This is a genomic window from Pseudomonas sp. S2_A02, from assembly GCF_054668495.1.
In genome coordinates this window covers 187,057-209,340 of sequence record NZ_CP162776.1, presented here as the reverse complement: position 1 = coordinate 209,340, position 22,284 = coordinate 187,057, and the positions used below count along the sequence as shown (strand labels likewise).

General features: G+C 60.8%; 23 protein-coding genes. 8 read left to right on the top strand and 15 right to left on the bottom strand.

The window, feature by feature from the left end; translation table 11 throughout:
* Window positions 1-3 precede the first annotated feature (3 nt).
* Both AB4O41_RS00815 and AB4O41_RS00810 read left to right on the top strand, forming a co-directional pair.
* On the top strand, window positions 4-1,476 hold the full coding sequence (locus AB4O41_RS00815; protein ID WP_460145791.1) for a family 16 glycosylhydrolase: 1,473 nt from the start codon (window positions 4-6) through the stop codon (window positions 1,474-1,476).
* A 66-nt stretch (window positions 1,477-1,542) separates the two neighbouring features.
* Entirely contained in the window at window positions 1,543-1,899 is a 357-nt protein-coding gene (locus AB4O41_RS00810) for a hypothetical protein (protein ID WP_460145790.1), read from the top strand.
* Here AB4O41_RS00810 and AB4O41_RS00805 read toward each other — a convergent pair.
* From AB4O41_RS00805 to AB4O41_RS00735, 15 genes are all read right to left on the bottom strand, one after another.
* Window positions 1,852-2,106 (bottom strand): hypothetical protein, encoded by a 255-nt coding sequence (locus tag AB4O41_RS00805; protein ID WP_460145789.1) that lies wholly within the window; start codon window positions 2,104-2,106, stop codon window positions 1,852-1,854. The two genes, AB4O41_RS00810 and AB4O41_RS00805, sit on opposite strands and share 48 nt — an antisense overlap.
* A gap of 1 nt (window position 2,107) precedes the next feature.
* Complete coding sequence (locus AB4O41_RS00800; RefSeq protein WP_460145788.1) at window positions 2,108-2,674, bottom strand: cytochrome c oxidase subunit 3; 567 nt, start codon at window positions 2,672-2,674, stop codon at window positions 2,108-2,110.
* Window positions 2,675-2,735: 61 nt separating this feature from the next.
* The gene (locus AB4O41_RS00795; protein ID WP_460145787.1) at window positions 2,736-4,334 is read right to left on the bottom strand and encodes a cytochrome c oxidase subunit I; all 1,599 of its coding nucleotides are present in this window, start codon (window positions 4,332-4,334) and stop codon (window positions 2,736-2,738) included.
* On the bottom strand, window positions 4,331-5,275 hold the full coding sequence (gene coxB / locus AB4O41_RS00790; RefSeq protein ID WP_460145786.1) for a cytochrome c oxidase subunit II: 945 nt from the start codon (window positions 5,273-5,275) through the stop codon (window positions 4,331-4,333). Before coxB ends, AB4O41_RS00795 begins: the two co-directional genes overlap by 4 nt.
* Window positions 5,272-6,072: an SCO family protein gene (locus AB4O41_RS00785; RefSeq protein ID WP_460145785.1), complete on the bottom strand. Its 801-nt coding sequence runs from the start codon at window positions 6,070-6,072 to the stop codon at window positions 5,272-5,274. The genes coxB and AB4O41_RS00785 overlap by 4 nt, the downstream gene beginning before the upstream one ends.
* A complete protein-coding gene (locus AB4O41_RS00780) occupies window positions 6,062-6,448 on the bottom strand; it encodes a hypothetical protein (protein WP_460145784.1) in 387 nt (128 codons plus the stop codon). Before AB4O41_RS00780 ends, AB4O41_RS00785 begins: the two co-directional genes overlap by 11 nt.
* Window positions 6,438-7,448: a hypothetical protein gene (locus AB4O41_RS00775; RefSeq protein ID WP_460145783.1), complete on the bottom strand. Its 1,011-nt coding sequence runs from the start codon at window positions 7,446-7,448 to the stop codon at window positions 6,438-6,440. The genes AB4O41_RS00780 and AB4O41_RS00775 overlap by 11 nt, the downstream gene beginning before the upstream one ends.
* Window positions 7,445-7,978 (bottom strand): c-type cytochrome, encoded by a 534-nt coding sequence (locus AB4O41_RS00770; RefSeq protein ID WP_460145782.1) that lies wholly within the window; start codon window positions 7,976-7,978, stop codon window positions 7,445-7,447. The genes AB4O41_RS00775 and AB4O41_RS00770 overlap by 4 nt, the downstream gene beginning before the upstream one ends.
* Window positions 7,975-8,499 carry a DUF3341 domain-containing protein gene (locus AB4O41_RS00765; protein ID WP_460145781.1) on the bottom strand — a complete coding sequence of 175 codons (525 nt, stop codon included), beginning with the start codon at window positions 8,497-8,499 and terminating at the stop codon, window positions 7,975-7,977. The genes AB4O41_RS00770 and AB4O41_RS00765 overlap by 4 nt, the downstream gene beginning before the upstream one ends.
* Window positions 8,492-9,856, bottom strand: coding sequence for an NrfD/PsrC family molybdoenzyme membrane anchor subunit (nrfD, locus tag AB4O41_RS00760; protein WP_460145780.1), 1,365 nt, complete (start codon window positions 9,854-9,856; stop codon window positions 8,492-8,494). Before nrfD ends, AB4O41_RS00765 begins: the two co-directional genes overlap by 8 nt.
* Window positions 9,846-12,743, bottom strand: a complete 2,898-nt coding sequence (locus tag AB4O41_RS00755) for a TAT-variant-translocated molybdopterin oxidoreductase (protein WP_460145779.1) — start codon at window positions 12,741-12,743, stop codon at window positions 9,846-9,848. The genes nrfD and AB4O41_RS00755 overlap by 11 nt, the downstream gene beginning before the upstream one ends.
* Window positions 12,740-13,396 carry a cytochrome c3 family protein gene (locus AB4O41_RS00750; RefSeq protein ID WP_460145778.1) on the bottom strand — a complete coding sequence of 219 codons (657 nt, stop codon included), beginning with the start codon at window positions 13,394-13,396 and terminating at the stop codon, window positions 12,740-12,742. Before AB4O41_RS00750 ends, AB4O41_RS00755 begins: the two co-directional genes overlap by 4 nt.
* A gap of 134 nt (window positions 13,397-13,530) precedes the next feature.
* Entirely contained in the window at window positions 13,531-13,833 is a 303-nt protein-coding gene (locus AB4O41_RS00745) for a hypothetical protein (protein ID WP_460145777.1), read from the bottom strand.
* A gap of 206 nt (window positions 13,834-14,039) precedes the next feature.
* Window positions 14,040-14,939 (bottom strand): proline iminopeptidase-family hydrolase, encoded by a 900-nt coding sequence (locus AB4O41_RS00740; protein WP_460145776.1) that lies wholly within the window; start codon window positions 14,937-14,939, stop codon window positions 14,040-14,042.
* Between the two features lie 93 nt (window positions 14,940-15,032).
* Window positions 15,033-15,791, bottom strand: a complete 759-nt coding sequence (locus AB4O41_RS00735) for a LuxR family transcriptional regulator (RefSeq protein ID WP_367375402.1) — start codon at window positions 15,789-15,791, stop codon at window positions 15,033-15,035.
* A gap of 180 nt (window positions 15,792-15,971) precedes the next feature.
* Here AB4O41_RS00735 and AB4O41_RS00730 point away from each other — a divergent pair, with 180 nt between their 5' ends.
* The 6 genes from AB4O41_RS00730 to AB4O41_RS00705 are packed head-to-tail and all read left to right on the top strand — an operon-like array spanning window position 15,972 to window position 22,160.
* The gene (locus AB4O41_RS00730) at window positions 15,972-16,859 is read left to right on the top strand and encodes a proline iminopeptidase-family hydrolase (RefSeq protein WP_460145775.1); all 888 of its coding nucleotides are present in this window, start codon (window positions 15,972-15,974) and stop codon (window positions 16,857-16,859) included.
* Window positions 16,860-16,862: 3 nt separating this feature from the next.
* Entirely contained in the window at window positions 16,863-17,810 is a 948-nt protein-coding gene (locus tag AB4O41_RS00725) for an ABC transporter permease (RefSeq protein WP_460145774.1), read from the top strand.
* Entirely contained in the window at window positions 17,807-18,661 is an 855-nt protein-coding gene (locus AB4O41_RS00720; protein WP_460145773.1) for an ABC transporter permease, read from the top strand. Before AB4O41_RS00725 ends, AB4O41_RS00720 begins: the two co-directional genes overlap by 4 nt.
* Window positions 18,658-19,644, top strand: a complete 987-nt coding sequence (locus tag AB4O41_RS00715) for an ABC transporter ATP-binding protein (protein ID WP_460145772.1) — start codon at window positions 18,658-18,660, stop codon at window positions 19,642-19,644. Before AB4O41_RS00720 ends, AB4O41_RS00715 begins: the two co-directional genes overlap by 4 nt.
* Window positions 19,641-20,612, top strand: coding sequence for an ABC transporter ATP-binding protein (locus AB4O41_RS00710; RefSeq protein ID WP_460145771.1), 972 nt, complete (start codon window positions 19,641-19,643; stop codon window positions 20,610-20,612). Before AB4O41_RS00715 ends, AB4O41_RS00710 begins: the two co-directional genes overlap by 4 nt.
* Before the next feature lie 33 nt (window positions 20,613-20,645).
* Window positions 20,646-22,160 (top strand): ABC transporter substrate-binding protein, encoded by a 1,515-nt coding sequence (locus AB4O41_RS00705; protein ID WP_460145770.1) that lies wholly within the window; start codon window positions 20,646-20,648, stop codon window positions 22,158-22,160.
* Window positions 22,161-22,284 lie beyond the last annotated feature (124 nt).

Genomic DNA, 22,284 nt, shown 5'->3' with positions numbered 1-22,284 from the left:
CCCATGTTCAGGTATGTCCCGCTGATTGTCCTGGCAGCGGTTGTTTGCAACGCGCCTGGTGCGCCCCCCGAGCCGCTCGCCAACGGTCTGGTGCTGTGGCTCGACGCTGCCGACGCCTCGAAAATGACCCTCGATGCCCACGGCCGTCTTCTGCGCTGGCACGACAAATCCGGCAAAGCCAACGACGCTGCCGTAGACGATGCAGCAAGCGCCTCGCTGCCGCTGCGCGTGGAAAACGCCATGAATGGCCATGCGGTGGTGCGTTTCAGTGGCGCTTCGGCTTTCCTCGGCAAGGCGATTCGGGCTGAAAAAAGCCCCGTTACCGTATTGGTCGTGTCACGCAGACTGAGCGAACAAAGCAGCGCTGAGACCTGGCAACGGCTGTTCAGCTCGCGCCCGCAAATCGCCGACAACGACAACGTGGCACCGAATTTTGCGATCAGCGTGCAACAGACCACCGCCTATGATCCGACCCTGTTCTTTCTGGAACTCAATGACGTGCCCATCGGCCCCTATGCGGTGGGACGCAACGTGGTCGGCAACGTCGAAGACTTGCGCGGCGACATCGCCGAAGTACTGGTGTACGACCGCCACCTGGCCTCGCTCGAAGAACGGCAGCACGTATTTCAGTACCTGGCGAGCAAGTGGTCTGTCGCCATGCCCAAGGCTGCCAATTCCTGGACCCGCGTCGGCCCGCTGGGAGCGGTGCCGGAACGGATCAACGACACACTGCCGCTGTCCGATCAAGGCAATGTCGGCCAGTGGATTCTGGACTCACGATTCTGCGACGACTTCGATAGCGCGCCCCTTGATGCCAGTCGCTGGCACGTCAACAATGCCACAGGCACTGAATCACTCGGGCGTAAGCCGGCGCTGTTCAAGCCGGACAATGCCTACTTGAGCGATGGCCATCTGAACATCGTTTTCCGCAAGGAAACCTTGCCGCAAAAATACGTACGACTCGGCTATGAAGGCTATAGCTCTGCGATGGTCCGTACGATCGAGCGCAGTTTTTACGGTTACTACGAAGCCCGCGCCAAACCGATGGACTCGGCAGGTTCCAGCGCCTTCTGGTTAGCGTGGACGGGGCTTGCCGACAATGCCACGGAAATCGACATCTTCGAAATCGGTGGCAAAACCAAAAACGCCTCCTTCGACCGTCTGTACAACATGAACGCCCACGTTTGGGCCACGCCGCAAAGCACCGAGCATTTGAGCGATGGCAGCAACTGGATCAGCCCTTGGCGGCTGGCCAGCGACTTCCATGTCTACGGTTTTGACTGGCAGCCCGACACGTTGCGCTGGTACGTAGACGGCGTCCTGGTACGCGAGGCAAAGAACACCCACTGGTTTTTCCCCATGCAGATCGTCTTTGACAGTGAGGCCATGTGGAAATGGTTCGGCGTTGTCGATGATGCCGACCTGCCCTCCACCTTCCGCGTGGACTACCTCAAGGTGTGGCGTCGCGGTAAATAGCCGCCCAGCCGCTTTTCACAGGCATTACCCCAAGTCCAGGAACACACCCATAAAGAGGTCGCGACAATGAACGGTGAGATGACTTCCGATCAAGCAATAGCCTGCCTAAACCTGGCGCTTGAACGTAACAAACAACTGTTCAGCGAAGCCTATCATTTGAGCCATGCCGCCCTTGATCTTCTGGATCAGCCCCACTTGGACATAGAAACATTCACGCAATATCAGAAAAAAAGACGGCAGGCCGATCGCAAGTATCTGGAAGCCATCGAGCACTTGCGCTTAATCATGGCTGAGTACCCTTTCGCGTTTTGCCCAGCAGAGAACTCGACACATCAGCCGCCGGTGTCGGCTGAGGCAATGCCGACAAATTTGCCCTCAGCGGGTCGCCGACTCACCGAGGATGAACACCATCATCACCAATAGCCACAGCAGATACAGCCAACCAAACAGCCGCACCCAGCCCTGATGGCGATAGAGGCCCAGGTAAAATATCAACAGCAGCAAAAACTGCCCGGCAGCGGCGAGCATAATCAGGCTGCCATTGCGCGACCAGAACAGCGCGACCAGCACTTCTACCGCCAGAAGCAGCAGCAAGCCGACATAGACTTTCAATGCGTTCGCCGTGCTCATCTCAGCGCCCTACCAGGTAAAGGGTGGGAAACAACAGGATCCAGATCCCGTCCACCAGATGCCAATACAAGGTGACCATTTCCAGACGCGTGCGCGCTCCACGCTCTGGCAGGTTGTCTGCTGCGAATCGGACGTAAAGCCACAGCCCCAAACCGACCGCCACCAGTACGTGTACGCCGTGCAGCGCCGTGGCGATGAAATACAGGTTCATGAACAAGCGCGCGGATGGCAGATGCAGCGGTGAATCCTCGGCGAAACCCGGCAGCAGCCCTTCGCCGTATTCAAGACCGTATTCGACGCCTTTGCAGGCCAGAAACAGCACGCCCAGCAGCGCCGCGCCCAGCAGGCAGCGGCGCAGACGCAGCACGTTCCCGTGATCGCCGGCCGCCAGCGCCAGGGTCATCAGCAAACTGCTGGTCAACAACATGAACGTGTTGGCCGTTGCCAGTTGCCAGTGCAAACCCGCTACTGCTTCCGCCACGCCGTCGGGGTGCTGCAGTCGATACAACCACGCGACCATGATCAGGCTGCCGAACATCATCGCTTCGGTGGCCAGAAACAACCACATGCCCAGCCTCGCGGCCTCACGCAGCTGTGCCCAGGCCACAAACGGCTCGGCTGGCCTCTCGTCAGACCGGATCACGGCGCGCCTCGGGAGAATAATCATAAGCTTCGAAATCCACCGTCACCGGCGCCTCGAAGTTGTGCAGCGGCGGCGGTGACGGCACGCGCCACTCAAGGCCGGCCGCCTCCCAGGGATTCATCGGCGCCCGTTCGCCCCAGCGCAAAGAGCCGAGCAGATAAAAGAACGGCAACACGTAGGCCAGTGCCAGAATCGAGGCTCCGGCCGAGGACAGTACGTTGAGGAACTGAAAATCCGGGTCATAGCTGTGATAACGCCGAGGCATGCCCAGATACCCGAGCAGGAATTGCGGAAAAAACGTCAGGTTGAAGCCGCAAAAAATCAGCACCGCCGTGATCTTGCCCCACAGCTGCGAATACAGGCGTCCGGTGATTTTCGGCCACCAGAAATGCAACGCACCAAAGTACCCGGCCACCGCCGCGCCAACCATGATGTAGTGAAAGTGAGCGACCACGAAATAGGTGTCATGGGCCTGCAGGTCGGCGGCGAGCAGCGCCAGGAACAATCCGGTTACACCGCCGATAATGAACAGCCCGATAAAGGTCAGGGCAAACAGAAAGGGTGCATGCAAAGTCAGGTCGCTTTTGTACAGGGTCGCGCTCCAGTTGTAAGCCTTGATCGCCGAAGGTATCGACACCAGGAAACTCAGCAGCGAGAACACCAGGCTGGCATACATCGACTGCCCGGCGACAAACATATGATGCCCCCAGACCAGGAAACCGATCACCGCAATCGCCACGCTGGACCAGGCGACAAACCGATAACCGAAGATGCGCTTGTGCCCGGCCGCCGTGATCAGTTCGCTGACCACCCCCATCGCCGGCAGGATCATGATGTACACCGCCGGGTGACTGTAGAACCAGAACAAGTGCTGAAACAGCAACGGATCACCGCCCAGGCGCGGGTCGAATACGCCAATGTTGAACAGGTGCTCGGCGGCCACCAGCAACAAGGTAATCGCCAGCACTGGCGTCGCCAGTACCAGAATGATCGAGGTGGCATACATCGCCCAGATGAACAGTGGCAAGCGCATCCAGGTCATGCCAGGCGCGCGCAGGGTATGCACGGTGACGATGATGTTGATGCCGGTGAAGATCGAGGAAAACCCGGCGATGAACACACCGCAGATCACCGCCACCACGTGGCCGTTGCTGAACATCGTCGACAGCGGCGTGTAGAAGGTCCAGCCGGTATCGACCCCGCCGAGCAGCAGCGCCAGCAACGTGAACAACCCACCTCCGAGCAGCAGGTACCAGCTGAACAGATTCAGGCGTGGAAATGCCATGTCCCTGGCGCCGATCATGATCGGCACGAGGAAGTTGCCGAACACGCTGGGGATCGATGGAATCAGGAAAAACCAGACCATGATCACCCCGTGCAGGGTGAACGCACGGTTGTAGCCATCGGCGCTCAACAGATCGCCTTGCGGTGTGACCAGTTCGATGCGGATCAGCGTCGCGGCCAACCCGCCGGCGAAAAAGAAGAAGGTCACCGTGACCATGTACAGCACAGCAATGCGCTTGTGATCGCGGGTCAGAAACCACGAGAGCAAACCTTGCTCATGCAAATAGCTGGGTGCGCTCATTTCGGATCCCCGGACGCGGTGGCAGGCAACGAGCGCAAGTAAGCCACCAGGCGCTGCACGGCTTCTTCGTCCAACAGGTTGCTGTAAGTCGGCATGATCGGCAGGTAACCCGCCACCAGGTGTTTTTGTGGCAAGACAATGCTGTCGCGCAGGTAGGTGTCGTCTGCCACGACCTGGTTGCCGTCGGCCAGGCGCGCCGTTCGATTGAACACGCCAGCCAAGGGCGGCGCGTTGCCGGAGTCGTGGCAACTGCCGCAACCGTATTGGCGGTACAAGGTCTCGCCCTGGCTGATCAGGTCGGCGGCGCTGCCGTTGTCCTGCAGCCATTGCTGGTAGTCACCCGGGTCGAGCACCACCAGTCGGGCGAGCATCGCCGCATGATCGGTGCCGCAGTACTCGGCGCAATACACCTGATAAGTGCCGCTGTGTTCAGCCTGGAACCAGAGCATGCTGTAACGCTGCGGCAACACGTCCTGCTTGATTCGCAGACTGGGGAAAAACAGGCTGTGAATCACGTCTTCGGAAATCATCGTCAGCTTCACCGGGCGCCTTGCCGGGACGTGCAAGGTGTTGATCTCACGCTGCCCGCCCTGATGCTGAAACTTCCACATCCATTGCCGCGCCGTGACCTGGATTTCCAGGGCATCGGCGGGAGGCGTGCGGGCGAAAAAGAACAACCGTGCCGAAAACAGAAAAATCACCAGCGAACCAATGAACGGCAAGATGATCCAGGCCAGTTCGATCGGCAGATTGCTCTGCGCCCGATGGTCCCGATTCGCCTCGCGCCCGCGTCGATAGCGCCAGATAAACATCCACAGCGCTACAAACACTGGCACTACAAACAACGCCATCATCCCGGTGAAGCCGATCACCAGCCAATCGACCGAGGCGGCGTAGTCCGAGCCCTGCACGGGCCACAAGCGCAGAAAGTGTTCGTTCATGGCTGCCTCTGCCGATCACGGCGCAATGCCGGAACGATGAACAGGCCCAATACCAGCACGGTCGCCAGCCCCGCTACTTGCAGCAAAACAATGATTCGACTGCTGTAAGTGCCGCTCTGCGGATCGTAGTGGTAACACAACAGCAGAAGCTGTTCCTTGAATGCGCCCAGCTTGCCCTGCCCCGCCTCGGTCAATGCAAGGCGCACATCGCTGGCCTGATAACCGAGGCCGTAGAGCCAGCGCGACAAGCGTCCATCGCCAGTCAACACCGCCACCGCCGAGCTATGCGCGTATTGTTGCTGTTGCTCATCGAAGCGATAATCGAAGCCCAATGAGCGGGCCAGGAGCTGACCCGAAGCAGCGTCGCCGATCAGCAAATGCAAGCCCGGCTCAGCCGCCAGCGACGGCCAACGCTGACTCAGTTTGGCCAGTTCCTCACGGGCGGCATGGCTGTCTTCCCGTGGATCGAAACTGAACGCGATCACCTGAAAGTCCCGGCCCAAGCGGTAAGGCTGATGGGTCAATTGATTGAACAGGGTCGAGAGCGCCGCGCCACAGACGTTCGGGCAGCGGTAATACAAAGGCACCAACAGCGTTGGCTGGCCGCCAAACAAATCGCCGAGCCGTACCGAGCGACCGTGCTGATCGGTAAATTGCGCGTCCAGCGCCAAGCGCTGGCCGACCTGGGCGGTGTCGATTCCTGCGGCGGAAAACGGGTCGAAGGTTTGCGCGGCGCTGTGTTGCAACGTCATCAGACACAGCAATGCCAACACCAGCGAGATCCGCTCACGGTTCATGCGGGGCGTCCTCGGGTGTTGGCCAGCCCTGCTCCAGCAGCACCTGCCGCGCCTGTTCCAGTGGCAGGTGCACGATGCGGCGCTCGCGGTCGACCCAGCCAAAGCTGTCGAGGTGAATACGCTCGGCGGCGAGCTGGCGTTCACCGTCCTGCCGAGGCTGGGATTGCAAGCGCGGGGCTGGTGGCAGCAGGCGCTCGCGTTCCAGGCCACTCAAGGGTGGCTGCCGCGTTTCTGCGCGATGCTGATAGCTGATCAACCACCAGGCCACGCCGGTGAGGCACAGCAGAACGGCCGCTAAAAACAGCGCCACCAGGCTCCAGACTTTGCCACTGTCGACCGTGTTGGGTTCATAGCCGAGCGATTTTTCAGATTTCATGGCGCCTCCGTTGCCATTGCCAACGCCACCATGCCCATAGACCGAGACCGTAAATCCCTTGACAGAGCACGGCCATCAGGCCGGCACCGATTTCGACGTCGGGGAATATCGACGGCAAGCTCATCCAGATCGACTCGACACTGCCCAGCAGCAGAATCGCCGTACAAGCCCAAATCAGAACCTGTGGCCGACCGCCCCAAGGAGAGGCCAACGCCAACAGACATGCCACCTGCCCCGCCATCAGCCCCCCACTGACCGCGCCCCAGATGCCGCCTTCGCGCACGCGATACCACTGGGTTTCGTGCTGAAGATTCACCGACCAGATAATCAAGTACTGCATGAAATGCACGTAGGCCCAGAACGCCAAGGCACTGACCAGCAATCCACGCAGTACCTGACGCTGTGGAGCCGGCAGCGGCACAAGGTTCCAGCACAGCACGCAGAGGCCGGCAAACGCCAGGCCATCGAGCAACTGCCGGGCGATCAGCAATACACCAAACAGGCTGGACAAAAACCCCGACTGCAACGACATCAACCAGTCGACCGCCGCCAGACTGACCATCAGCCCATACAGGATCAGGCCCGGGCCGCTGCGCTCGGCGTCCGGGCGTTGCGACCAGCACAGCAGAGCCAGGGCAAGCCCGGCGTAAAACAGCGTGCGCACCACAAAAAACCACGGCGACAACCAGAAGCCGCGAAACCCTGGCGCGTCGAGGTGGAACCACGGATACAGCCAGACCATGGCGAGCAGCACCGGCAACAGCATCGGCACCATCAGCACCACCGCGCTGCGCCCCAGTCCGCTGCCCGGCGCCAGCAGCATCTGCCAACGGCCACTGATCAACGGCGTCAGCAGCGCCAGCAGCAGGCAACCCAACACAATGTTGCTGCCGTTGATCGCGGCCGCCAATGCCCCGGCGCCCACCCAGGCCGGCTGCCAAACCCCGAGCAGCATGACGCCGACGGCACCGATGGCGAATGCTCCCGACAACCGCCTCATTTGTCGTTCTCCTCGAAGGCCTGACGCAACTCGGCTGGCAGGCGCTCCAGAGGCGCGTGCTGGCTTAACTGCAGCAAGCGCACATGGGCGACGATGGCCCAGCGTTCCGTCGGCGGGATGCGTGATTCATAGCCGTACATCAGGCCTTTGCCCTGCGCGATGACCTGCATCAGTTGAGCGTCAGAGGCACCGAGCAATCGCGGTTCGGTCAACGCCGGCGGTGCCGGAAAACCACGGCCGACCACCAGACCATCACCTCGCCCGCTCAGACCATGGCACGGGGTGCAGAATGTCTGGTAGCTCGCTTCGCCACGGGCAAGCAATGCATCGGTCAATGGCGGGCGCTGCTGCACAATCGCTTCACGCTCCAGTTGCCCACGGGCGACGGTGCCGACGGGAGGCTGACGGCTACTCAAACCGTTTTCGAACACAGCGCCCGGGCGTTGTTGCTCAATCCTGGCCTGGCGCGACATGTCATCGCAGCCGCTGCACAGCACAGCGATTATCAGCGCCCACGGCCAGGCGTTCATGGCTGCACCTCGTGCACGCTGATTGCTCGTTCGGCCAGCCAGGCTCGCGTGGCCTGCGCGTCGAACAGCGGATCGCCGGCCTCGATAAACAGAAAAAACCCATCGTCACTCGCCCGCTCGAAACCCTCAGCAGCAAACAACGGGTGATGCAAACGTGGCAAACGGCAGCTGACCAGTAGCGTCAGTACCGCAGCGATTGCCGCCCCGACCACGGCGAATAGAAAAGTCACGACCATCAGCAATGGCACGGCAATCAACGGCCGGCCGCCGACGTTCAGCGGATAGCTCAACACCGAGCCGATCTGCATCCACAGCGCCAGGCCGATGCCGAGCAATCCGCCGATGCAGGCCATGCTCGATACCCTGGAAGCCTTGGGTTTCAACAACGGTTGCAGCGCCTCAAGCGGAAATGGCGCGAACGCATCGAGGCGTCGGTAGCCGATGGTCCAGGCGTGCAGGCTGGCTTCAACCAGCGGCTGCGGCGCATCGAATTCAGCCAGCAATCCCAGGGATTCAGTCATCGCCGCGCTCCTGATGCAGCGCCTGCTTGACCTCGAACGCCGAGACCATGGGCACGTAGCGCAAAAACAGACTGTAGGGCAGCAGAAACACACCGAAACTGCCGATGAACAGCGTCCAGTCCCAAAGCGTCGGGGTGTAGCCGCCCCAGGTCGAGACCAGAAAATCGCGGGTCTGGGGCGGGATCACCAGCATGAAACGTTCGGCCCACATGCCCACCAATACCGCCAGCGCTACGGCTGCCAAAACGCCTGGGTGCTGGCGCACCGAACGCCACCACAACGCCTGGAGCACGCCGACGTTGCAGACAATGGCCAGCCAGAAACTCCAGGCATGAGGGCCGCTCAGGCGAGTGAGCAAAACCTCGATCTCATGGGCGTCGCCGCTGTAAAACGGCATGAACAGATCCATCAGATAGCCATAGGCGGTGAGCCAACCGGTGGCCAGCAGCAAGCGTCCGAGCATGTCCAGATGGCGCAGAGTGATCAGTGCTTCGATGCGCAGCAACCAGCGCACGCCAATGGAGAGCAACGCTACCAAAGCAAATCCGGAAAACACCGCGCCGGCCACGAAGTACGGCGGGAACAGCGTCGAATGCCAACCGCTTTGCGGGCCCATGGTCAGCAGGAACGAATAGCCGCTGGACACGGCGAACACCAACGGGATCGCGAGCATCGCCAGTACGCGAGTGGTACCGCGCCACAACGCCCAATGCTGCTGCGAACCGCGCCAGCCCAGCGCCATCAGGCCGTACAGCTTTTGCCTCAGCGCACCTTGGGCACGATCCCGGGCCGTGGCGAAATCAGGAATGGCCCCCACCAGCAGAAACAGTAGCGACACCGTCAGGTACGAGAGGATCGCAAACATGTCCCACGCTGTCGGGCTCTTGAACTGCGGCCACAGGCCCATTTCATTCGGGTACGGCATCGTCCAGTAAAACAGCCAGGGCCGCCCCAGGTGCAGGATCGGGTACAGCGCGGCGCAGATCACTGCCATCAGTGTCATCAACTCCGCCAGACGATTGAGGGTGTGCCGCCATGGCCGCTCGATCAGCCACAGCAATGCCGAAATAAAGGTGCCGGCGTGGCCGATGCCCAACCACCAGATGTAGTTGAGAATGCCGAAGCCCCAGTGCACCGGCTGATTGTTGCCCCACATGCCCACGCCGTTGGCCAGCAGTACCGTGGCCGAGGCCAGGTACATCAGCAACAGCGTGATGGCGACTCCGAACAACCAGCGCCACGCAACCCGCCGGGGAAACTGCTGCAAGGGGCCGAACACCTGCCGCGACACTTGCTGATCGCTCAAGTCCCGTGGCAGAAAATGCCCGGTATCGTGCAACAGCGGTTCAGGCCTCATCGCTGCTCTCCCCCTCCTCGATCCGCGCCAGATAGGTGGTGCGCGGACGTGTGCCGAGGGCTTCGAGCAGGCGGTAATGACGGGGATCCTTGCGGGCGCGACTGACCGCGCTGGCGGAGTCGGCGATGTCACCGAAGCGAATCGCCTGGCTCGGACAGGTTTGCTGGCAGGCGGTGAGCACTTTTGTGGTGTCAAAGTCGGTGCCCTGCTGTTTGTCTTCGATGCGCGCAGCGCTGATGCGCTGAACGCAATAGGTGCATTTTTCCATCACCCCACGGGCGCGCACGGTGACTTCGGGGTTGCGTTGAGCCTGAATCGACGGCGCGGCGTCGGCGCTCCAGTCCAGCCAGTTGAAGCGGCGTACTTTGTACGGGCAATACGAGGCACACGTGCGGGTGCCGATGCAGCGGTTGTAGACCATCTGGTTCAAGCCGTCGCGGCTGTGCACCGTGGCATTCACCGGGCAACCGGTTTCACACGGTGCCTGTTCGCAGTGCATGCACGGCAAGGGTTGGAAACGCGAGCGTGGCGCATCCAATGTGCCCTGATAGTAATGGTCGATGCGCAGCCAGTGCATGTTGCGCCCGTTGGCCACCTGTTCGGCACCGACCACGGCGATGTTGTTTTCCGCCTGGCACGCCGTGACGCAGGCGTTGCAGCCGGTGCACAAATCGAGGTCGATGACCATGCCCCACTGCGGGCCGCTGTCAACGACCGGGCTATAGAGTGATAGCGGAATCTGCTGCGCCGGCAACTGCGGCGCCTCGCGCTGCACCACGCGAATCGGCGGTGACTCATCGTCCGGTAATTGGTGATGGGTCTGGGTGACGGCCAGGGTATGGCGCTCGCCACTGGAGCGTACCGAGGCACTCACTGACGATGACTGGATCGGCCGTACCGCATAACCCAAACCATTGCCGACCCGCCCGGCATGGCTGCGCCCGTAACCGGTGTACAGGGCAATCACCTGATCGGCCTGCCCCGGCTCGATCCACGCCGCACCGCGCAACAATTGCCCCGGCAGCGCCACTTCAACGCCGTCGCCATTGCGCACGCCCACCTGTTCCGCCAACCGTGGCGACAGCCCGACCACGTTGCTCCAGGTCAGGGTGCTGATGGGTTTGGGCAACTCCTGCAACCAGCCAAGATTGGCGAAACGCCCATCCCATATACAAGGGTCCGGACGCACCACGGCTTCGAGGCCATCGATATCGATCAGGTTCAGCACCCATGTCGCCGCTTCGGGGACTTCCACTGCCGGTGCCGGGGTTTCGATCCAGCCATCGGCCAAGGCCTGGCGCCACTGAGGTTGCGGAACATGGGACCAGGTGATTCGCACCTGATCCAGGGCATCGCTGTCGGCGGAGGTCAGCAACAGCTCGATGATTTGATGCAGGGTTCGGGTCGAGTACATCGGCTCGATCAACGGCTGCACAATGCACGCGCTGCCATCCGCCGCCCGGGTATCGCTCCAGCCGTCGAGCGCATGATTGAGCGGCAAATGCCAATGGCAGTGCGCGGCGCTCTCGTCGTAGTAAAGCCCGGCATGCAGTCGGAACGGTACTTTCTGCAGCAGCCCCTCCAACCCCAAATCCGGCGCCGAGGTGTGCAAGGGGTTGCAATCGAGCAACCACAATTGGCTGACGTTGCCCCCGGCCAGTTGCTGGCTCAGTTGCTCCAGCGACGCCCAGAACTGTCCGCGTTCGTAGCCCAGCAACGTCGGCATCTGCCAATCCAGCGTCTGACCGTGCGCACCCAGCCGCTGGTTGAGCCGCATCACCTGCGCCTGCACATCGTCTGCCGCTTGCTTGCTCACGCAGATCAGGCCACGGCCGGGATGAGCCTTGAGCGCCGAAGCGGCTTCATCGACCCAGTCGAGCTGTCGCGCACTCAGGCGCGGCTGATCGGCCACGTTGTCGCCCAAGGCGCGGCTCAGCGCCAGCACCAGATCAGGCAATCGCGATGGGGCAATCGCCAATCGTCGCGTGGCCGCAGCGCCGGTCAGGGTCGGAATGCTTTCGGCGACAAACGACAACGCCGCGCCCTGCCCTTGCGCCGCTTGCCGTCGACGCTCCGCCCAGCCGCGTTGCAACAGCGTCTGGCGCGGGCCGCTGCCCAGCGGATCGTCTTCCAGGCAAACCAGCACCTCGGTGTTTTCCAGATAACGTCGGGCGTTCAGCGGCTGACCGAATACCCGCTCGCTGACGCGCAGAGCCTGGGTCTCGGCGAACGGTTCGGCGTGATACAGCTGCGCTTCGGGCCAGCGCCGATGCAACGCTTCGAGTTGCCGCCCGAGGGTCGGCGAACTGCTGGCCGCACAGACGATATGCAGACCTTTGCCTCGCGTGGTGTCCAGCGTCAGCCGTTGTCGCGCCAGCGCCCCACGCACTTCGTCCCAACTGGTTTCCCGGCCCTTGAAGCGCGGCGCCTGGGAACGGTCGGGATCGTACAGTTGCAGGATTGCCGCCTGGGTAAAGGCATCGCACGCGCCACCGGACATCGGGTGCTGCGGGTTGCCTTCGAGTTTGATCGGCCGCCCGGCAAGCGTCTTGCCCAGCACGGGTTGGGCGATGCCACAAAACGGGATGGCCGTTGCATACCAACTCGCAACACCGGGCGTCAGTTGCGGGGCCTGCCGGATCGCCGGCACGGCTTGCTCAGGGGTTTTGCCACACGCGGCCAAGCCTGCCATGGCCAGGGACGCCGCCATCAGTTGCAGAAAATGTCGGCGGTCCAACAAGGGCGCGGCGCCGGGAAACTCCGCCTCGATCAGCGCTTGCGCCTCGGGCGTCGCCGCCAGCGCTTCGAAGCCACGCCAGTACGCGGGGCCTTTGAGCCCGGCGAGCTGCTCGCGCCATACGGCGTAGTCCAGCGAGGAGGCGCTCATCGATGGCAGGTCCCGCAATCGGTCAGGCCTCGGGGATCGATTCGTCGAGCCTGCATCAATTGCTCCCCCAGCGCCCGACGATCCTGATCGGTGCGCCATTGCAGCTGGGTCACTTGCCCTGCAGGGCGCAGGTGCGGCGCCGGATCGCGGTGACAGGCCAGGCACTGGCCCATGCTCAGTGGTTCGGCCTTGAACATCAGCGGCATGCGGTCCACCGCGCCGTGGCATTCGCTGCAACCCACGCCCGCATTCACGTGCACGCCATGATGGAAGTACACGTAATCCGGCAGTTCGACCACCCGCCGCCAATGCAACGGCTGTGATTCGCGCAGGCTTTTACGCAAGGGTTCGAGCAGGTCGGCGTTTCTCCAGATTTGCGAGTGGCACGTCATGCAGGTTTCGGTGGGCGGCAGACTGGCCATCGCGGAGGACTCCACGGAACTGTGGCAGTAACGGCAATCGATTTTCAGCTCGCCGACATGGTGGGCGTGACTGAACGGCAGCGGCTGTTCGACCACCCAGTTACGGCCGGTTCGATAGTCGGAACGGTCCAGGGCCAATGCCACGAGCAAGCCTCCCGTGAGACCAACGAACAGCACCAACAACCCCAGGCGCAGCCAGGTATCGGCCGAGCGGCTGAAGATCTGCGCCATCGCCGGATTCCAAAATTCACGTTCTTAAGGCTATGGCTCCGTTTGCGCTCAGGAGTTCTTTATTTCCGATGCACGTGATTCCCGCGATCACATGGGTCCCCGTAGGAGCCAGCGGCTCAAAATCTCTGCGCAGGTCAACCGACCTTGTCGTTGTCCTGTTCTGGCGTTTCGATGCCGGGTTCTACTTCGCTGGTTTGTGGTCGGGTTCTGGTCGTCGGTGTCGCCTGCTCATCAGGCGTTTCACGCGGATAACCGGGCATTCCTCTGGCGTCGCTCGGCCCTTGGCGATGGTCTTCAGCGTTCCTTTCCTTGTCCCAGTCTGTGGTGGCATTCGGGTCTTCATCGCGGCCAGCGGTACCGAGCACACAACCGTCGTCATTGGGATTGCTCAAATCCTGGGTTGGCTCATTCTTGGTGGTAGAAGGATCGGGTTTCATATCAGTCTCCAATACCAGGTAATGGAACTTCTTTGGAGACGCTGTCAGTGCCAGAGTGCAGGGCAATTGACGAATGGTGTCTGTGAGCTGAGCAATGATATGGGTGCAAAAGGCTTCTTGCGGGCCAAAAAAATGGACCTCTTTTCAGAGATCCATTTTTTATGCCTGGTTACCGCAAGCAGGCCTGGGCCGACCTTCATCCCACTCTACAAGCACTCATCCAGAAAACTCACCACTGTCCCCATGCAGGCGACCCGCTCCTCGACATGAGGCATGTGGCTGGAGTGCTCGAACAGCGCCCAACGAGCATTCGGAATCTGCTCCAGATAGGGTTTGACCACCGTCGGTGTTGCTTCATCGTAGCGACCGGAGATCACCAGCGTCGGCACGTTGATATGCCGCAAGCGGTCGACAATGCTCCAGTCTTTCAGGCTGCCTATCACATGAAACTCCGTCGGCCCGCTCATGGCATGGTAAACGGTGGGGTCGGCATCGACCTGGGCAAACGTACGTGCGACTTCGTCTGGCAAGGGAAGGACGCGACACACATGGTTGTCGTAAAAAACCCTCGAAGCGTCCTGATAGGCAACCGCTTGAAAATCCCCTGTCCGCTCGTGCTCCAGCAATGTTTCATGTACGCCGGCAGGCAATAATTGACGTAAACGGTTGGCTTCCTCAACCCAGACGCGCATATCCGCGGGAGAATTGGCGGCAATCAAGGCCCGTAGCCCCGCAGGTTGCCGTACGGCGTGCTCACTGGCGAGCATACCGCCCCAGGATTGCCCCAGCAGCGCGTAATTGTCGCTGATCTGAAGATGATCCAGCAGGTTGTCCAGTTCATCGAGAAACAGCGCTACGTTCCAGAACGAGGGGTCTTTTTCTGGTAAGTGGGTCGAGCGACCGTTACCCAGTTGATCGTAATGAACCACTGGATAGCCGCTCGCGGCGATGTCCTTGAAAGCGTCGACGTAATCATGCGTGCAGCCCGGACCGCCATGCAGAATCACCAGCGGCGTGTTTTTACCGTTGAATTGACCCGTGACGCGGTACCAGGTCTGATAAGGACCAAAAGGTGCGAAGCCTTCGCGTGTTCCGATAGATTCCATTTCTTCGTGCCGCCCCTGAAAAACCGTACGGCACACAATAGCGGGATCCGACCTTCAAGATAACTAGAGAAATAGATAGGTTTTTGCCCTGTTTCAGTTATCGAGCAGTCGGTAGTGGGTGGCCCGAACCACGGCCTGGACCCGATTCTTGGCCCCGAGTTTATGCATGGCCGAGGTCAGATGGAGGCTGATGGTGGCCAACGAACGATTCAGTTGGCTGGCAATCTCGGCGGCAGTCAGCCCCTCAGCCGCCCATTTAAGGCACTCGCGTTCACGTTTGGTCAGGTGAATGGGAGGCGTGTGAGCCTCTTTGCCAAGCAACGGATAGGCCGCTTCCTGCAATGCATGGGAAATCAGGCTGAAATCCGCCAGGGTCCGCCGGGCATCGCACAGGACACTGCTGTTGCCGGTACGCAGCCCGGTCAAGGAGGCAAAGCCGCCTCTGGGCAGATGAATCGGGACCGACACACCACAGGTCATCTGCGCGTCTTCCAGATAATTCACTACAGGCGCATGGCATTGACTGATGACCGGCTCCAACAGGGTGTCGGTCCCGGGCTTGTAAGACCAGACAAAGGGTGAAACACAATTGAGTGCTACCTGCTGAACCGGGTCGATCTGGTAGTAACCCTCTGCACACCAACGCGTATGCCAATCGGCTGGAGTGTTGCGCAGTTTGAGCACCGAGGGCGTGATCAACTTGCCCTCATGGTCCAGCGGCACCGGGCTGTAGTCATACACCAAGGCATCAAAGCCCAGTTCCTCGGCCAATAGCATGGCGTTGTCCATCTGCTCATCCAGGCTCTTGCCCGACAACAGACGGGGATTGAGGTCAGACAGCTTGGTCTGCATCCATTGCGCTCCCTAATTAATTTCAATCCTGAAATTCAGCACGTAGAATGCCACGCCTCGGCGAGGGACTGCCAGACCAAAACCTATAACAAATGCTAGCTTTTGGGCGCAGGACTTACTCGGTAAGGTTGAGCATTTGGTCAGCATCCGAACCGGCCAGCATCATAAAGGGAGCGTGCGATGTGGCGTGAAATCGAACCGGATCAGCAATATAACGTCGAAGTCGACGGCCACAACCTGGTGGTTTACAGCTTTGGCGAGGGCGATGAGGTCCTGCTGTGCCTCAATGGAGGCCCGGGCCTTCCCTGCGATTATCTGCGTGACGCCCATGGCTGGCTCAAGGACAAGGGGTTGCGCGTTGTCGCCTTCGACCAACTCGGCACCGGCGCGTCTGACAGACCCGAAGACCCGTCCCTGTGGGACATCACCCGTTATGTCGCTGAGGTGGAAACTGTCCGTCAGGCTCTCGACCTGCGCCGGGTACACTTGATGGGGCACTCCTGGGGCGGTTGGCTGGCGATCGAATACGCCATTCACCACCCTCACGCGCTCAAAACCCTGATTCTGGAAAACACCGTAGGCGATATCCCGCACCTGTCTCAGGAACTGGAGCGTCTGCGTGGCGCGCTGGGCAGCGAAACCGTGGCCATGATGCAACGCCATGAAGCCATGGGCACCCTCGATCACCCGCAATACCAAGCAGCGATTACCCTCCTCAACTATCGCCACGTCTGCCGCCTGGACGAGTGGCCGGCACCGGTCACGCGCTCTCTGGGCGACTGGAACATGGGACCCTACACAACCATGCAGGGGCCGAATGAGTTTCTCTACGTCGGCAACCTGAAAAACTGGAATCGTCTGCAGGAAATGGCCGATTTCAGGATGCCGGTATTGATTACCACCGGCCAGCACGACGAACTCACACCGGCCTGTGCCATGCGCATGAAAATGGCGCTCAAGGATGCCGCACTGCATGTGTTCCCCAATAGCAGCCATATGCCCTTCTACGAAGAACCTCACGCCTACTTTCCGGTGTTGCTGGATTTCCTCCGGCAGCACCGAGGTTAGTCGATGAATCTGTCGCGTTACCGTTTCATCCTGTCACGTCCCCTGCAGCTGCTGCCGGTGCTGTTCGGCATCAGTCTCATCACGTTTGTGCTGGTGCGCTCGATTCCCGGCGACCCGGCGCGCGCCCTCCTCGGCTCGCGCAGTACGCCGGAGGGGCTAATCAGGATTCGCGCTCAGTTCGGCCTCGATCAGCCGCTGTGGATGCAATATTTCTACTTCCTGAAGAACCTGTTCAACGGCGACCTCGGCCAGTCATTGCTGTACAAGGTCGACGCCTTGAAGCTGATCAGCACGCGCATCGAGCCCACACTGTTTCTGGTGCTTGGCAGCGTGCTGCTGGCCATGTTGATCGCGGTGCCGCTGGCCACCGTTGCAGCCCGCAACAAGGGCGGCTGGGGCGACAACCTGATTCGCCTGTTCACCACCGCCGGCCTCGGCATGCCAGCGTTCTGGCTGGGGATCATGTTGATCCTGCTATTCAGTGTGCAACTGGGCTGGTTCCCGGTTTCCGGCTATGGCCGCAACTGGCTGGACAAACTGCACCACATGGTCCTGCCCTGTCTGACCATCGCCCTGGCACTATCGGCGGTGTTGGTGCGCAATCTGCGGGCGAGCATGCTGATGGAATTGCAAGCCGACCACGTCACGGCGGCCCGGGCTCGCGGCTTGTCTGAAGAGGCGGTGTTTCGTCGCCATGTGCTGCCCAACTCGCTCGTACCCGCCGTCAACCTGCTGGCGGTGAACATCGGCTGGTTGATCAGCGGCACAGTGGTCATCGAGAGTCTGTTCGCCATTCCCGGGATCGGCCAGTTGTTGGTCCGAGGCATCTTTACCCGTGACTATATGGTGGTCCAGGGCGTGGCAATGGTGCTGGCCTGCGCCACCGTGGTGGTCAACTTTCTCGCCGATGTGGTGACTGTAGCCATTGATCCTCGCGTGAACATTCGATGAGCAATCAGGCAACGACAGCACCCCGACTGAACCTGCGCCTGGGTGTGCGCAACCCTCGATTGGCCATGGGATTGGGCCTGGCAATCCTGCTCGGCTGGCTGCTGCTGGCGATCTTCGCGCCCTGGATCGCGCCCTTTGATCCAATTGCCCAGAACACTGATATGCGCTTGCTGGCGCCGCATCTGGCCCACCCGTTCGGCACCGACAATTTTGGCCGCGACGTCTTGTCTCGAGTGATCTGGTCGGCCCGCATCGACTTGCAGCTGGCGGTGATCGGGGTGATTTTTCCGTTTCTGATCGGCACCTGTATCGGGGCCTTGTCCGGCTACATCGGCGGGCGTTTCGACACGTTCTGCATGCGCCTGATCGATATCATCCTGGCTTTCCCGTTCCTGGTGTTGATGCTGGCGATCATGGCAATCCTCGGCCCCGGCCTGATGAGTTTCTATATCGCCATGGCACTGGTGGGTTGGGTGTCCTATGCACGCTTGATCCGCTCGCAGATCCTGATACTCAAGGAAAGCGATTTTGCCTTGGCCGCCAAAAGCCTCGGCTTCGGTCATGGGCGCATTCTGTTTCGGCACCTGTTGCCGAACGCGATGTTCGGCTCGCTTGTGTTTTCGATGTCCGATGCGGTGCTGGTATTGCTCAACGGCGCGGCAGTCAGTTACCTCGGCCTCGGGGTGCAACCGCCGACCGCCGAGTGGGGCACGATGGTCGCCGAAGGCCAGAGTTTCATTACCTCCGCCTGGTGGATCTGCACCTTCCCGGGATTGGCGATCGTCACCCTGGCCATGGGCTTCAGCCTGCTGGCCGACGCTGTCGCCGAACACTTGGGTGAACGCTCGTGAGTACGCCCGTGCTGAAGGTCGAAGAGCTCAGCGTCATCGCCCGCAAGGGTGAGCACGAGGTGACCCTGGTAGATCGCCTGTCCTTTGACCTGGCCAAGGGTGAAGTGCTTGGACTGGTGGGGGAAAGCGGTTCCGGCAAAACCATGGCTTGTCGCGGTTTAATGAGGCTGCTGCCGTCACCGAACCTGCGAGTCGAAGGCACCACCGTGCATCTGGCCGGGGAAAATCTGTTGCACCTGGACGAGGCCGGTATGCGTCGCATGCGTGGGCGCCAATTGGGGATGATCTTCCAGAACCCCAGCAGCCATCTCGACCCGTTGATGCGCATCGGCGAGCAGATTGGCGAGGGGATTCGCCTGCACCAAGGCGCCAGCAAGCGTGAAGCCCGCGCCCAGGCCATCGACGTACTGCGGCAAGTGGGCATTCCCGATCCGCAGCGGCGGGTTGACAGTTACCCTCACGAATTTTCCGGCGGCATGCGCCAGCGAGCGATGATCGCCGTGGCGTTGGGTTGCAACCCGAACGTGCTGATCGCCGACGAACCGACCACCGCCCTCGACGTCACGGTGCAAGCGCAGATCCTGCGTCTGCTGCTCGATCTGCGCGACCAGCGTGGCCTGTCGATCATCATGATCACCCATGACCTGGGCGTCGTTGCCCAGACCTGCGACTCGATTGCCGTGATGTACGCCGGACGCTTGTGCGAGCACGGCAACAAACACGAGGTGCTGGCCCATCCACGCCACCCTTACACCGCTGGGTTGATCGACTGTCAGCCAGCCACCAGTCACGGTCACGCCTTGCTCAAAACCATCGCCGGGCAACCACCCCTGCTCGATGCCCTGCCCCAGGGGTGTCGCTTCAATCCGCGCTGCCAGCAAACCGGCAGCCCATGCACATCACTGATGCCCAGTTTGCAGCCCGTCAGCCATGGGCACCGCATCGCTTGCCATTTCCCCTTGGCCGTCGGAGGCCGCGCATGACCTTGCTCGAAGTCAAGGATTTGCAGGTGCGCTTCGCCGCTCCAGGCACGGGTCTGCTGGGCATGAACCGGCAATGGCTGACAGCGGTCAACGGCGTTTCGCTGAACCTCTCGGCCGGTGAAACGCTCGGGCTGGTCGGCGAGTCGGGCAGTGGCAAAAGCAGCTTGGGCCGGGCGATCCTGCACCTCAACGAGATTTACGCCGGACAGGTGCTGTTCGATGGCGTCGACATGGCCCACGCCGGGAAGATTGACATCGAGCGGCTGCGTCATGAGACGGCGATGGTTTTTCAAGACCCTTACGCCGCTCTCAACCCGCGCTTGAGCATCGGCCAGACTCTGGCGGAAGTGCTCCGGGTCCAACGCAAAGTACCGGAGCCACTGATTGCCGCCCGAGTCGATGAATTGCTGACCCTGGTGGGTCTGCGCCCCGAATTGGCCGCCCGCAAACCGCACGCCTTGAGTGGCGGCCAATGCCAGCGTGTCGGGATCGCCCGCGCGCTGGCCGTGGAGCCGCGCCTGATCGTCGCCGATGAATGCGTGGCCGCGCTGGATGTGTCCATCCAGGGGCAGATCATCAACCTGCTGCTGGAGCTGCGCCAGCGCATGAACCTGGCGATCGTGTTCATCGCCCATGATCTGGCGATCGTTCGCCGGCTCTGTGATCGGGTGGCGGTGATGTACCTGGGCAAGATCGTCGAAGAAGGCCCCGTGGAGGACATATTCCGCTCCCCGCGACATCCTTATACCGCCGCACTGATCCAGTCGATTCCAGAAATCGACCCGGCCCGGGCGCTACCCACCGACCCTTTGCCCGGTGAACCGCCCAGCCCTTTGCAGCTGCCAACCGGCTGCGCCTTTCACCCGCGCTGTCGCTACGTTCGACCCACTTGCAGCCAGGTGGCGCCCCCTACCCGTCAACTCGACGCTCGCCGTTACGACTGCGTGCTCGAGGAGCCTCTGTTTTAAAAAACCACGTACTCATCAAGAAGGAGTTTGACCATGAGATCCAGGCATTTGAAATTGCTCGCCGCAGCCACATTGACCGCTTGCACCCTTGCCAGCGGCATTGCTCAGGCGGCGGGTGTACTCACCATCGGTTGCCGCGAAGAAAGCACCACGTTCGATCCGATCAAGAGCGCGCAAAACCGCGATACCTGGGTGTTTTCCAATGTCTACGACACACTGATCCGGGTCGACAAGGCCGGCAGCAAGATGGAACCCGGCCTGGCTGAAAGCTGGAAAGTCTCCGACGATGGCCTGACCTACACGTTCAAAATGCGCGCGGCGAAATTCTCCGACGGCTCGCCGATCACGGCCGATGATGCGGCATTCAGTCTGTTGCGCACTCGCGATAACAAGGCCTCGCTGTGGAGCGATGCCTACAAACTGATCGACACGGCGAAAGCGGCCGATCCGCGCACCCTGGTGGTCACCCTGACCGCTCCGTCGGTACCGTTCCTCTCGCAACTGGCCTCGCCGACCGTGTCGGTTCTCTCGCAGAAGGCCATGACCCGCATGGGCGAAGATGCCTATGCGCAAGAGCCTGTGGTCTCAGGGGCATTTTTTGTCAAGGAGTGGCTGCGCGGCGACCGCGTGAAGCTGGAGAAAAACCCGCACTTCTGGCAGGCCGACAAGGTCAGCCTGGATGGCGTGGAGTGGATTTCCATCCCGGATGACAATACCCGGATGCTCAAGGTGCAGGCAGGCGAGCTGGACTCGGCGATTTTCGTACCGTTTTCGCGCGTCGATGCGTTGCGCAAGGATCCCAACCTGACCATCCACTCCGACCCTTCCACTCGGGAAGATCACTTGCTGATCAACCATGAGCACGGGCTGCTGAGCAAGCCTGAAGTCCGTCAGGCACTGGACATGGCTATCAACAAAAAGTCGGTGGTCGATACCGTCACCTTCGGCAAGGGTCAGGAGGCTTACTCCTACATCCCCAAGGGCTCGCTTTACCATTACGCCGACAACCTGAAGCGTCCATTCGACCCGGTCAAAGCCAAGCAGATGCTGATCGATGCCGGCGCAGCGGGCATGAAGCTGAATTACGTGGTCAACGCCGGTAACGAAGCCGATGAGCAGATTGCTGTGCTGGTTCAACAGCAACTGGCGGCCGTCGGTGTGACCGCGAACCTGCAAAAGGTCGACCCGACCCAGAGCTGGCAGATGCTGGTCGACGGTGACTACGACCTGTCCGTGATGTACTGGACCAACGACATCCTCGACCCGGATCAGAAGACCACGTTCGTTCTGGGCCATGACACCAACATGAACTACATGACCCGCTACAAGAACGACAAGGTCAAGAACCTGGTGTCGGCTGCCCGAATCGAAGCGGACCCGATCAAGCGTGAACAGATGTACGTCGATTTACAGAAAGTCGCCAAACAGGACGTCAACTGGATCGACCTGTACTACAGCCCGTACATCAACATTTCGCGCAAGAACGTAGAAAACTTCCAGCAAAACCCACTGGGACGTTTCTCTCTTGAGGAGACGGTGAAAAACTAAGCAATTGTTGTGCTGAAGCAGGCAGCTTCAGCGCAACCCGGACTGATCCAGAAAGGCTTGGAAAGACCCTTTTGGCAAAAAAGGACCTCTGTTCAGAGGTCCTTTTTTTATGGCGATCGTTTAT

Coding starts and splice junctions, on each gene's coding strand:
- AB4O41_RS00815 (WP_460145791.1), top strand. CDS start 4: ATGTTCAGGTATGTCCCGCTGATTGTCCTGGCAGCGGTTGTTTGCAAC.
- AB4O41_RS00810 (WP_460145790.1), top strand. CDS start 1,543: ATGAACGGTGAGATGACTTCCGATCAAGCAATAGCCTGCCTAAACCTG.
- AB4O41_RS00805 (WP_460145789.1), bottom strand. CDS start 2,106: ATGAGCACGGCGAACGCATTGAAAGTCTATGTCGGCTTGCTGCTGCTT.
- AB4O41_RS00800 (WP_460145788.1), bottom strand. CDS start 2,674: ATGTGGTTGTTTCTGGCCACCGAAGCGATGATGTTCGGCAGCCTGATC.
- AB4O41_RS00795 (WP_460145787.1), bottom strand. CDS start 4,334: ATGAGCGCACCCAGCTATTTGCATGAGCAAGGTTTGCTCTCGTGGTTT.
- coxB (WP_460145786.1), bottom strand. CDS start 5,275: ATGAACGAACACTTTCTGCGCTTGTGGCCCGTGCAGGGCTCGGACTAC.
- AB4O41_RS00785 (WP_460145785.1), bottom strand. CDS start 6,072: ATGAACCGTGAGCGGATCTCGCTGGTGTTGGCATTGCTGTGTCTGATG.
- AB4O41_RS00780 (WP_460145784.1), bottom strand. CDS start 6,448: ATGAAATCTGAAAAATCGCTCGGCTATGAACCCAACACGGTCGACAGT.
- AB4O41_RS00775 (WP_460145783.1), bottom strand. CDS start 7,448: ATGAGGCGGTTGTCGGGAGCATTCGCCATCGGTGCCGTCGGCGTCATG.
- AB4O41_RS00770 (WP_460145782.1), bottom strand. CDS start 7,978: ATGAACGCCTGGCCGTGGGCGCTGATAATCGCTGTGCTGTGCAGCGGC.
- AB4O41_RS00765 (WP_460145781.1), bottom strand. CDS start 8,499: ATGACTGAATCCCTGGGATTGCTGGCTGAATTCGATGCGCCGCAGCCG.
- nrfD (WP_460145780.1), bottom strand. CDS start 9,856: ATGAGGCCTGAACCGCTGTTGCACGATACCGGGCATTTTCTGCCACGG.
- AB4O41_RS00755 (WP_460145779.1), bottom strand. CDS start 12,743: ATGAGCGCCTCCTCGCTGGACTACGCCGTATGGCGCGAGCAGCTCGCC.
- AB4O41_RS00750 (WP_460145778.1), bottom strand. CDS start 13,396: ATGGCGCAGATCTTCAGCCGCTCGGCCGATACCTGGCTGCGCCTGGGG.
- AB4O41_RS00745 (WP_460145777.1), bottom strand. CDS start 13,833: ATGAAACCCGATCCTTCTACCACCAAGAATGAGCCAACCCAGGATTTG.
- AB4O41_RS00740 (WP_460145776.1), bottom strand. CDS start 14,939: ATGGAATCTATCGGAACACGCGAAGGCTTCGCACCTTTTGGTCCTTAT.
- AB4O41_RS00735 (WP_367375402.1), bottom strand. CDS start 15,791: ATGCAGACCAAGCTGTCTGACCTCAATCCCCGTCTGTTGTCGGGCAAG.
- AB4O41_RS00730 (WP_460145775.1), top strand. CDS start 15,972: ATGTGGCGTGAAATCGAACCGGATCAGCAATATAACGTCGAAGTCGAC.
- AB4O41_RS00725 (WP_460145774.1), top strand. CDS start 16,863: ATGAATCTGTCGCGTTACCGTTTCATCCTGTCACGTCCCCTGCAGCTG.
- AB4O41_RS00720 (WP_460145773.1), top strand. CDS start 17,807: ATGAGCAATCAGGCAACGACAGCACCCCGACTGAACCTGCGCCTGGGT.
- AB4O41_RS00710 (WP_460145771.1), top strand. CDS start 19,641: ATGACCTTGCTCGAAGTCAAGGATTTGCAGGTGCGCTTCGCCGCTCCA.
- AB4O41_RS00705 (WP_460145770.1), top strand. CDS start 20,646: ATGAGATCCAGGCATTTGAAATTGCTCGCCGCAGCCACATTGACCGCT.